This window comes from Frankia sp. CpI1-P, assembly GCF_001421075.1.
GTDB classification, from domain to species: Bacteria; Actinomycetota; Actinomycetes; order Frankiales; family Frankiaceae; genus Frankia; species Frankia torreyi.
Window position 1 is genome coordinate 1 of the sequence record NZ_LJJX01000097.1, and the last position, 11,676, is coordinate 11,676.

Genomic DNA, 11,676 nt, shown 5'->3' on the forward strand with positions numbered 1-11,676 from the left:
GGTGACTGCCTGGCCGCGGAAGAACCGACCCCGACCCCGGCCCCGGTGTCGGTGTCGGTGTCNGCGCATGGGTCGTCCGAGGGCTCGGTGGGCGGTGGCGAGCCGGTGTTGCTGGCGACGATGCGTCCGGGGACGTCGGAGCGGCATGCGGTGGCCGCGGCCGTGGCCGCGCTGCGGATCGGCGGGTCGAGGTCGGGCTGGGAATCACTGTTCGCCGGCGCGGACGGGCAGGTGGTGGACCTGCCGACCTACGCGTTCGAGCGGGAACGGTACTGGCTGGCTCCCGACGGCCGCGGCTCCGATCTCGCCGCCGCCGGACTCGACCCCGNCAACCACCCCCTGCTCGCCGCCGAGGTGCGCCCGGCCGAAGGCGGGACGACGATCCTCACCGGCCGGCTGAACCTGGCGAACCATCCCTGGCTGGCGGACCACGTCCTGCGGGACATGGTCGTGCTGCCCGGCGCCGCCCTCGTCGACCTCGTCCTCACGGCCGGTCGCCCGCTCGGGGGGCGGTTCGTCGACGAGCTGTTGCTGGAGGCGCCGGTCGTCCTGCCCGACGACGGCGAGGTGCAGATGCAGGTGGTGATCCAACCCGCGAACGACGCCGGCGGGTGGAGGACGACGGTGTACTCGCGCCCGGCCGACGCGACCGACGAGACGGACTGGACCCTGCATGCCAGGGCGGAGCTGTCCACCGTGGACGCGCCCACCACGCAGGTGCCCGCGGGAGGGCCATCCGAGGCGACCCCGGGCCTGGCCGAGGATCCGCCGGAGGCCTGGCCGCCGGCGGGGGCCGAGCTGATCGACATCGACGCGCACTACGACTCCCTGGCCGCGCGAGGGTACGACTACGGTCCGAACTTCCGCGGCCTGCGCGCGGCCTGGCGGCGCGGCGCGGACGTGTTCGCCGACGTCCGCCTGCCCGAGGACCAGCCGGCGGGGACGTTCGGCCTGCACCCCGCGCTGCTGGACGCAGCGCTGCATGCCGCGACCCTGGCGCTCCCGCCGATTGCGCCGGACGCGTTGCTCGTCCCGTTCTCCTGGAGCAGGGTCGCGCTGCACGCGCAGGGCGGGACGCAGGCCCGGGTCCGCGCCACGGCGACCGGTCCAGCCTCGGTGACGCTCCTGCTCACCGACGTCTCCGGTCAGCCGCTCGCCACGGTGGGCACGCTCGCCGTGCGCCCGATGGACGACGCGCAGCTCGCCGCGTTCCGTACGGGGGCGCCGCCGTCGCTGCTCGGCGTGGACTGGCGTCCCGTCGAGCGCCCCGCGGACGAGCGGGGGGCCAGCACGGCCCCGCCGGCCGCGCTGGCGCTGGTCGGCGACGACCCGTGGGGCCTCGCCGCGGCCGCCGCCGACCGCGGGGCGCAGGTCGAGCGCGTCGCGGACCTGGACGCGCTGCGAGAGTCCGTGGCGGCCGGGGCCCGGGTCAAGACCGTGGTCGTGTCCTGGCCGGCGCGGGCCGGGAGCGTTGCGGACGCGGCCCGCACGGCCACGCACGACGCTCTGCGGCTGCTGACCTCGTGGTTGGCGCAGGAGGCCTTCGCCGCTGCGCGCCTGCTTCTGGTCACCCGGGGCGCGGTCGCGGTCCACGCGGGGGAGCGCGTCGCGGACCTCGCCGCCGCGTCGGTCTGGGGGCTGGTCCGGACCGCCCAGTCGGAGCACCCGGACCGCTTCGGTCTGCTCGACCTCGACGCGAGCGACGCCTCGCGGGCTGCCGTCGTCGACGCGCTCGAGCAGGGCGAGTCCCAGGGTGAGCCCCAGGGCGCGCTGCGCGGCGGGCAGCTCCACACGCCGCGGCTGACCCGACTCGACGCCGGCGACGACATGCTCGTCCCGCCGGAGCGGACGGCCGACTGGCATCTGGTCCTGACCGGGAAGGGATCGCTCGACAGTCTCGCGCTGGCCCCGGGGGAGGCGGCCTCCGTCGCGTTGGCCGCCGGCGAGGTGCGGATCGCGATCCGGGCCGCCGGCCTGAACTTCCGCGAGGTGGTCCTCGCGCTCGACCTGGTCAGCGGGGACACCCGGCCGCCCGGCGGCGAGGCCGCCGGCGTGGTGCTCGAGGTCGGGCCGGAGGTGACCACGTTCGCCCCCGGGGACCGCGTGATGGGCCTGATGTCCAGCGGCGCCGGACCGGTGGGGATCGCCGATCACCGGACGCTGTGGCCCATGCCGCCCGGGATGAGCTTCGCCGAGGCCGCCGCGATCCCGGTCGTGTTCCTGACCGCCTACTACGGGCTGGCCGAGATCGCCGCGGTCGGCGCGGGCGAGACGCTGCTCCTGCACGCCGCGACCGGCGGCGTCGGGATGGCGGCGCTTCAGCTGGCCAGGCACTGGGGTGTGACGGTGCTCGGGACGGCCAGCCCCGGCAAGTGGAACGTGCTGCGTTCGCTCGGGCTGGGCTCCGACCACATCGCCTCGTCGCGCGACCTCGACTTCGAGGAGAGGTTCCGGGCGGCCTCCGGCGGGCGTGGGGTGGACGTCGTCCTCAACTCGTTGGCGGGTCCGTTCGTGGACGCCTCGCTACGCCTGCTCAGTCCGGGCGGCCGCTTCGTCGAGATGGGCAAGACCGACATCCGCGACCCTGCCGCCGTGGCCGCGGCGCATCCGGGAGTGAGCTACCGCTCCTACGACGTGACCGACCAGGGACCCGAGCATGTCGGTCGGATGATGAACGCGCTGCTGCCGATGTTCCGGCGGCGGGAGATCAGCGCCCTGCCGGTCGCCGCCTGGGACATCCGCCGGGCGACGGAGGCGTTCCGCTATCTCGGCCAGGCCCGGCACACCGGCAAGGTCGTCCTGACGGTCCCCCGCCCGCTCGACCCTGCCGGCAGCGTCCTGATCACCGGGGGCACCGGGATCCTGGGGGGTGCGCTCGCCCGCCATCTCGTCGTCGAGCACGGGATCCGGCATCTGATCCTGCTCAGCCGCCGGGGGCACGGCGCACCGGGAGCCGCCGAGCTGCTCGCCGAGCTGACGGCCGCCGGCGCCACGGTGGACCTGAAGGCCTGCGACGCCGCCGACCGCGACGCCCTGGCCGGGGTGCTCGGGGAGATCCCGGACGACCGACCCCTGACCGCGGTGGTCCACGCCGCGGGTGTCCTCGACGACGGCCTGCTGCAGTCCCTGACGCCGCAACGGCTCGACGCGGTGCTGCGCCCCAAGATCGACGCGGCCTGGAACCTGCACGAACTGACGCAGGACGTCGATCTGGCCGCCTTCGTGCTGTTCTCCTCGGTCGCCGGCACCCTGGGCCCCGCCGGTCAGGCGAACTACGCCGCGGCCAACGCCTTCCTCGACGCCCTCGCGCACGACCGCCACGCCCGCGGCCTGCCCGCCACCTCGATGGCCTGGGGCCTGTGGTCGCAGGCCAGCGCCATGACCGGGCATCTGGACTCCGCCGCCCTGACCAGGCTGGGCCGCAGCGGGCTCGCCGCCCTGTCCACCGGCGAAGGTCTCGCGCTGTTCGACGCGGCACTCGGGGCGACCCGGGGGGTGGTCGTACCGACCCGCCTCGACTCCGCTGCCCTGCGGGAGGCGGCGGCCACCGGCGATCTGCCCGCCCTGCTGCGTGACCTGGTGCGCGTGCCGAACCGTCGGGCAACGGACGGTGACGTGGAGCTGTCCTGGCAGCAGCGGTTGGACGCCGCGCCGGAGTCCGGTCGGCGCCCCCTGCTGCTCACCCTCGTCCAGACCCACGCGGCTGTCGCGCTGGGTCATCCGAACCCGCGGGCGATCCCGGCCGACGGCGCCTTCCGCGACCTCGGATTCGACTCGCTGACGGCGGTGGAGCTACGCAACCGGTTGGGCGCCGCGACCGGTCTGACCCTGCCGGCGACGCTGGTGTTCGACCATCCGACTCCCGAGCAGCTCGTCTCCTACCTCTTCGACGAGCTGGTGGCACCGGACGCCGGCACCGCGCAGACCACGTCCTCGGTACTGGCGGACCTGGACNGGTTGCAGCGGTCGTGTGAGGCGCTGCCCGCCGGCCACGGGGACGTGGCGGTACTCGAAAACCGCGTCGAGGCGCTGCTGGCCAGGATCCGCGACCTGGCCAGGACCCGCGACCTGGGCGGGGCCGCTGAGGGAGCACCGCGGCTGGAGGGTCTCAGTTCGGCGACCGACGACGAGATCTTCGACTTCATCGACAACCTCTGACGCTTCCGCTCGCCCTAGTCCACGACCCGCATAGTCCACACCCCGCGTCCGGGTTCCGAAAGACGAAATCCGTTTCCCCTGCGTCTCCGTCTCGCAGCCCAGCCCAGTTCGGCATCAACCGAGCGCAGCTACCGGAGGTATCGGCGTCCCATGGCCAACGAGCAGAAGCTCCGCGAGTACCTCAAGCGGGTCACCATGGACCTCGCTCACGCCCGGGGGCGACTGAGCGCGGCCGAGGCCCGGGACAGCGAGCCCATCGCGATCGTGTCGATGGCCTGCCGCTTCCCTGGCGCGGTCGACTCGCCCGAGGCCCTGTGGCGGCTGGTCGACGAGGGGCGGGACGCGATCGCGGAATTCCCCACCGACCGCGGCTGGGACACCGCCACATTGCACGACCTGGATCCGGACCACTCCCGCACGTCCTATGTCCGCCACGGGGGTTTCCTCGACGACGCGGCCGGATTCGATGCCGCGTTGTTCGGCATCAACCCCCGGGAGGCCGCTGCCACCGACCCCCAGCACCGCCTGCTGCTCGAGCTCACCTGGGAGCTGTTCGAACGGGCCGGCCTGGCGCCGGGGTCGCTGCGGGGCAGCGACACCGGCGTGTTCGCCGGCGTGATCGCGCAGGAGTACGCGCCCCGGCTGCGGGACGCCCCCCGCGCCTACGAGGGCTATCTGCTCACCGGAAACACCCCGAGCGTGGCGTCGGGACGGGTCGCCTACTCGTTCGGCCTCGAGGGGCCCGCGATCTCCGTAGACACGGCCTGCTCCGCCTCGCTCGTGGCGATTCATCTCGCGGCCCGGGCACTGCGGGCCGGGGAATGCTCCCTCGCGGTGGCGGGCGGCGCGACGGTGCTGTCCTCACCCGGGGTCTTCGTCGAGTTCAGCCGGCAGCGCGGACTCGCCCCCGACGGGCGATGCAAGGNCTTCGCGGCGGCGGCCGACGGCACGAACTTCGCCGAGGGCGGCGGCCTGCTACTCCTGGAGCGGCTGTCCGACGCGACCAGGAACGGCCATCAGGTCCTCGCCGTGATCCGCGGTAGCGCCGTCAACTCCGACGGCGCCAGCAACGGGCTCACCGCGCCCAACGGCCCCTCCCAGGAGCGGGTGATCCGCCAGGCGTTGGCCAACGCCCAGCTCACCACCGCCGAGATCGACGCCGTCGACGCGCACGGGACCGGCACGTCGCTCGGGGACCCGATCGAGGCCCGGGCGCTGCTCGCCACGTACGGCCAGGGCCGCGACCCCGACCGGCCACTGTGGCTGGGATCGGTCAAGTCCAACATCGGTCACACCCAGGCTGCGGCCGGCGTGGCCAGCGTCATCAAGATGGTCCTGGCGATGCGGCACGCGCGCCTGCCCCGCACCCTGCACGTCGACCAACCCTCGCCGCACGTGGACTGGAACGCCGGCGCGGTCTCGCTGCTGCGCGAGCCGACCGCCTGGGCTGCGGGTGACGCTCCTCGACGGGCAGGGGTGTCCTCCTTCGGTATCAGCGGGACCAACGCGCATCTCATCCTGGAAGAGCCGGCGNTCGCCGTCCCGGAACCGGTCGCCGTCCCGGAACCGGCCGCTGTCCCGGGCGAGGCCGCTGTCCCGGGCGAGGTCGCCGTCGCCCCGGCCGCCACCCTCGCCGACCACCGGGAGCCGGCAGCCGCCCCGGTGGGGGACCTGGCTCTGCCGTGGATTCTGTCCGCCGTCACCGAGGGTGCCCTGCGGGCCCAGGCCCGGCGACTGCACGACCGTCTCGTCGCCGAGCCGTCGCCGTCCGACCTGGACATCGGCGCCTCGCTGGCCGCCACCCGCGGCGTCCTGGCACACCGCGCCGGTGTCGTGGCCGGCGACCGGGACGGCTACCTGGCCGGTCTGCTCGCCGTCGCCGACGGGCGAGAGGCCTCCGGGGTCGACCGTGGCCACGTGGCCGTGGCCGGCGCGACGGCCTTCCTGTTCACCGGGCAGGGAAGCCAACGTCCCGGGATGGGCCGCGCGTTGTACGCCGCGTTTCCCGCCTTCGCCGCCGCGCTGGACGCCGTGCGCGCCGAACTCGACCCGCGGCTCGACCGACCGCTGCTGGAGGTCATGTTCACCGACGACCCGCCGCCGCGGGGCGGGGACACGGTCCTGCTGAACCGGACCGATCACGCCCAGGCGGCCATCTTCGCGTTCGAGGTCGCGGTGTACCGGCTGCTGCGGTCCTGGGACGTGCGGCCGGACTACCTGATCGGACACTCCATCGGGGAGGTGGCCGCCGCTCACGTCGCCGGCATCCTGTCGCTGCCCGACGCCTGCGCCCTGGTGGCCGCGCGGGGCCGGCTCATGCAGGGGCTGCGCGGCGATGGCGGGATGGTCGCGCTGGAGGCCTCCGAGGAGGAAACCGTCGCGTTGCTGCGGGACGAGGGGGAGCGCGTCGCCGTCGCGGCGGTCAACGGCCCCACGTCCACGGTCATCTCCGGTGATCTTGACGCGGTGGAGCGGATCGCCGCCGGCTGGCGAGCCCGCGGTCGCCGGGGGAAGCGGCTGAAGGTCAGCCACGCGTTCCACTCGCCGCACATGGACGGAATGCTCGCCGATTTCGCGGTCGCGCTGCGCGAGGTGTCCTTTCACCCGCCGCAGATCCCGATGATCTCCAATGTCACCGGTGAGAGCGCGAGCGCCGGGCTGATGGGCACCCCGCAGTACTGGGCGGAGCACGTCCGCCGGCCGGTCCGGTTCGCCGCCGGCCTGCGCGCGTTGCACGCGGCGGGCGTGACCGGCTACCTGGAGATCGGCCCCGACGCCGCGCTCACCGGCATGGTCGCCGATGGTCTGGCCGGGATCGACCCGCAGGTGGCGGTCGTAGCGACCGCGGTGGCCCGAGCGGGAAGCGGCGAGGTGCCGACCCTGCTGGCCGCGCTCACCCGGCTGCACGTGCACGGCCTCGGCCCGGACTGGCGCACGGTGTTCGCCGGCCGGGGTCGGCGGGTCGACCTGCCCACCTATGCCTTCGAGCACCGGCGTTACTGGATCGACGAACCGTCGGGCCCGCTCGACGCCGGCGCGCTCGGCCTGCTCTCGACGGGACATCCCATCGCCACCACGGCGGTCGGGCTCGCCGAGGACGACGGGGTCGCCACCGTCCTCACCGGTCGGGTCTCGACGTCGTCCCATCCCTGGCTGGCCGACCACACGGTCGCCGGCACGGTGGTGCTGCCCGGCACGGCCTTCCTCGACCTCGCGATCGGGGCGGGCGAGCGGGTCGGTGCCGGCGGCGTCGAGGAGCTCGTCCTGGCCGCCCCGCTGGCCCTGCCCGCGCGGGGGATCTTCGATCTGCAGGTCACCGTCGGATGGCCGGACGACTCCGGGCGTCGGGCCGTGCGGATCCACTCCCGCCCCCGCGAGGGCGACTCTGGCGCGGCCGAGGCCGCCGGAATCGGCGAGTCCCTGCCGGCCCCCTCGGCCTGGACCCGCCACGCCGAGGGGACCCTCGCCCCCGGGGAGGGCGGACCCGGGCCGGTCGCCCCCGCCCGTCCCGACGTCACCCGTCCCGACGTCACCCGGCCGCCCGAGGAGGCGACCGCACTCGACGCCGCGAGCTTGTACGAGCGTCTGGCCGAGGCCGGCTACGATTACGGGCCGGCGTTCCAGGCGGTGCGTGCCCTCTGGCGGCACGACGGGGACCTGTACGCGACGCTGCGACTGCCCGAGGGAACCGACCCGGCGGGGTTCGCCCTGCACCCCGCCCTGCTCGACGCCGCGCTGCATCCGCTCGCCTTCGAGGCGGTCGGCCAGTCGCCGGCGGACGCCGCGGTCCGGATCCCGTTCACCTGGTCAGGCGTGCGGCTGCACGCGACCGGAGCCGCCGAGGTCCACGTGCGGTTGCGGGTGATCGACGACGGCGCGGTGGCGATCGACGTCGCTGACCCCACCGGCGCGCCGGTGGCCACCGTCGAGCGGCTTGTACTCCGATCGGTCGCCCGGGGGAGTCTGTCGGCCGCGGCTCCGGCGCGCCCCACGGTGCTCCACGAGGTGACGTGGGTGGCCTCACCGCCGGCGGCACCAGGCTCTGGCGGGCAGCTTCCGCCCGCGACCGGCGGCTGGGCGGTGCTCGGCCCGGACGACCCGGAGCTGCGCCGCGGCCTCGACCGCGCCGGGGTCACCGCGGCCGTCCATGCCGACCTGCCGGCTCTGCGCGCCTCGCTCGACGGCGGCCCGATGCCCGCGGTCGTCGTCGTGGCCCCCTCGTTCCCGGCGGGCGGCCCGCAGGACGATCCGAGCGCGGTCCGACGCCTTACCGGCGCGCTGCTGGATCTGCTGCGCGCCTGGGTCGCCGACGACGCGACCGTGGCCTCCTCCCTGGTGGTGCTCACCCGCGGCGCGGTCGCCGCCCGCCCCGGCGACCGCGTCGACGCCCGGGCGCAGGCTGCCCTGTGGGGTCTCGTCCGGACCGCCCAGGCGGAGTTCCCGGACCGCATCGTGCTGGCCGACCTGGACTCGGCGCGGGAGTCGGTCCCGATGCTGCCGGCGGTGGTGGCGTCCGGGGAGCCGGAGGTCGCCGTGCGCGCCGGTGACCTCTGGACGCCTCGCCTCGTGCGCTCCGAGGGCGAGGACCGGCTGCGCCCTCCCGGCCCGTCGTCCACCTGGCGCCTGGACGTCACCGAGCCCGGCACGCTGGAGAACCTGGCGCTGGTCCCGGCTCCGGACGTCGACACCCCGCTCGCCGCCGGCCAGGTCCGGGTCGCGGTGCGGGCCGCCGGGCTGAACTTCCGCGATGTGCTGCTGGCGCTGGGCATGTACCCGGGAACCGCCGCCTTCGGCAGCGAGGGCGCCGGCATCGTCGTCGAGGTCGCACCGGACGTCACCGGCCTCTCCCCCGGCGACCGGGTCATGGGCCTGNTCGCGGGCGCGATCGCCCCGGTGGCGGTGGCCGACCACCGTCATCTGGTCCGCCTGCCCGCCGGCTGGTCCTTCGCTCAGGGCGCGGCGACCCCGATCGCGTTCATGACCGCCTATCACGGACTCGTCGACCTGGCCCGGCTGCGGGCCGGGGAGAGCGTGCTCATCCATGCCGCGGCCGGGGGCGTCGGGATGGCGGCCAGCCGGCTGGCCGCCCACCTGGGCGCGGAGATCCACGCGACCGCCAGCCCCGGTAAGTGGGACACACTTCGGGCCGAAGGGCGGGCGGAGCACCAGATCTCGTCCTCGCGTTCCCTCGCCTTCGAGGAGCGGATCCGCGCCGCCACCGACGGGCGAGGCGTCGACGTCGTCCTGGATTCGCTGGCGGGCGACTTCGTCGACGCCTCGCTGCGGCTGGTGGCTCCTGGCGGCCGCTTCCTCGAGATGGGCAAGACCGACATCCGCGACGCCGAACAGGTGGCCACCGACCATCCGGGGCTCACCTACCAGGCCTACGACCTCAACGCCGTGGCTCCCGACCGGATCCGGCAGATGCTCCTCGAGCTGGTCCGCCTGTTCGAGGACGGCACGCTGCACCCCCTCCCGGTGACCGCGTGGGACGTCCGGCGGGCCCCGGAGGCGTTCCGGTATCTCAGCCAGGCCCGTCATGTCGGCAAGGTCGTCCTCACCCTGCCCGTCGGCCTCGACCCCGAGGGGACCGTTCTGATCACCGGGGGGACCGGAGGTCTGGGGGCTCTCGTCGCCCGCCGACTGGCGACCGAGCACGGCGTCCGCCACCTGCTGCTCGCGAGCCGGTCGGGTCCCGCCTCGGCGCAGGCCGGACGGCTGCGCGCCGAACTCGGTGAGCTCGGCGTGGACGTCACCATCGCGGCCTGNGACGTCGGTGATCGGACGGCGCTCGCGGACCTGCTGGCGGACGTGCCCGAGGACCACCCCTTGACCGCCGTCGTCCACACCGCGGGAGCCGTGAACGACGCTCCGCTCGACGGGCAGATCGCGCCGCGGCTCGACGGGGTGCTGCGGCCCAAGGCCGACGCCGCCTGGCACCTGCACGAACTGACCGCGTCGCTCGATCTCGCGGCCTTCGTGCTCTTCTCCTCGGCGGCCGCCACCGTGGGCAACCCGGGCCAGGCGAACTACGCGGCCGCGAACGCCTACCTGGACGCGCTGGCCGCGGACCGGCACGTGCAGGGCCTGCCCGCCGTCTGCCTGGTCTGGGGGCCGTGGGAGCCCACCGCCGGGATGACGGCGCGGCTGACGCCGGAGGAGCTGAGCCGGATCCGCCGCGCGGGGCTCGTCCCGCTGTCCGAGGCGGACGGCCTCGCGGCGGTGGACACCGCCCTCGTCGACGGTGGGCCCGTCCTGGTTCCGATCGGCTTCGACCAGGCCGCCCTGCGCGCCCAGGCCGAGGATGGCCGGCTGCCGGGGATCCTTCGTGATCTGGTGCGCCGCGGCACCCGGCGCGCCGCGGCCGGTGCCGGCGTCGGCGATCGCACCGCCGAGCCGCTGGCCGACCGGCTGCGGCGGATGAACGGCAACGACCGCCGCCGTACCCTGCTCGATCTCGTGCTCGGCCAGATCGCGACGGTGCTCGGCCACGCCGGCGCGGACCTCCTCGACGCCGACCGGCCGCTCAACACGCTCGGCTTCGACTCCCTGACCGCGGTCGAACTGCGTAACCGGCTGGGCGTCGTGACCGGCCTGCGGCTGCCCGCGACTCTGCTGTTCGACTATCCGACGGCGGCCGGGATCGCCGGGTTCCTCCGGTCCCGTCTGCTCGGTGCTGACGCCGACGCCGACGCCGATCAGACGGGCGAGCTGCGGGAGGCGTCGACGGCCGGGGCGGTTCGCACCGCCGCGCTCGCCGACGAGCCGATCGCGATCGTCTCGGCGAGCTGCCGGTTCCCCGGCGGGGTGCGCTCCGCCGAGGACCTGTGGCGGCTCGTCACCGAGGGCCGGGACGCGACGGGGGACTTCCCGGACAACCGTGGCTGGGACCTCGAGCGGCTCTACGACCCCGATCCGGACGCGGCCGGGCGGACCTACGTCATGCGCGGTGGCTTCCTCTACGACGCCGATGAGTTCGACGCCGCCTTCTTCGGCCTCAGCCCGCGGGAGGCGACCGCGACCGACCCGCAGCAGCGGCTGCTGCTCGAGACCGCGTGGGAGGCGTTCGAAGGCGCCGGGATCGATCCGACCCGGCTGGGCGGCAGCCGGACCGGCGTGTTCGCCGGGGTGATCGCCCAGGACTACGCGTCGGTCGCGGGCCGGCCCGACCCGGGCCTGGAGGGGCATCTGTCCACCGGCAACACCACGAGCGTCGCGTCGGGGCGGGTGGCGTACACGTTTGGGTTGGAGGGGCCGGCGATCACGGTGGATACGGCGTGTTCGTCGTCGTTGGTGGCGGTNCATCTGGCGTGCCAGGCGTTGCGTGGTGGTGAGTGTTCGTTGGCGTTGGCGGGTGGGGTGACGGTGATGGCGACGCCGTCGACGTTTGTGGAGTTCAGCCGTCAGCGTGGGTTGGCGGCGGATGGGCGGGTGAAGGCGTTCGCGGCGGCGGCGGATGGGACGAGTTGGGGTGAGGGTGCGGGGATGCTGCTGTTGGAGCGGTTGTCGGACGCGCGT

3 protein-coding genes and 4 pseudogenes are annotated in these 11,676 nt (G+C 74.8%); all 7 read left to right on the forward strand.

Annotated features, from left to right (window positions below; genetic code table 11):
- Positions 1–339: 339 nt before the first annotated feature.
- A partial coding sequence (locus FF86_RS69380; RefSeq protein ID WP_396230191.1) for an SDR family NAD(P)-dependent oxidoreductase occupies positions 340–3,954 on the forward strand: 3,615 nt, incomplete at its 3' end.
- Positions 3,955–4,236: 282 nt separating this feature from the next.
- Positions 4,237–5,083: beta-ketoacyl synthase N-terminal-like domain-containing protein (locus FF86_RS61160; protein WP_396230192.1), on the forward strand; the 847-nt coding region annotated here is incomplete at its 3' end.
- A gap of 1 nt (position 5,084) precedes the next feature.
- A pseudogene (locus FF86_RS61165) lies at positions 5,085–5,691 on the forward strand (ketoacyl-synthetase C-terminal extension domain-containing protein); the annotation flags it as partial.
- A gap of 129 nt (positions 5,692–5,820) precedes the next feature.
- Positions 5,821–9,030, forward strand: a 3,210-nt coding sequence (locus tag FF86_RS36810; RefSeq protein ID WP_206779087.1) for an acyltransferase domain-containing protein, incomplete at its 3' end; no start/stop codon positions are given.
- A gap of 1 nt (position 9,031) precedes the next feature.
- Positions 9,032–9,926, forward strand: a pseudogene (locus FF86_RS69385) (MDR/SDR family oxidoreductase); the annotation flags it as partial.
- A 1-nt stretch (position 9,927) separates the two neighbouring features.
- Positions 9,928–11,459 (forward strand): annotated as a pseudogene (locus FF86_RS63865) (beta-ketoacyl synthase N-terminal-like domain-containing protein); the annotation flags it as partial.
- Position 11,460: 1 nt separating this feature from the next.
- Positions 11,461–11,676: pseudogene (locus FF86_RS61175) on the forward strand (beta-ketoacyl synthase N-terminal-like domain-containing protein); the annotation flags it as partial.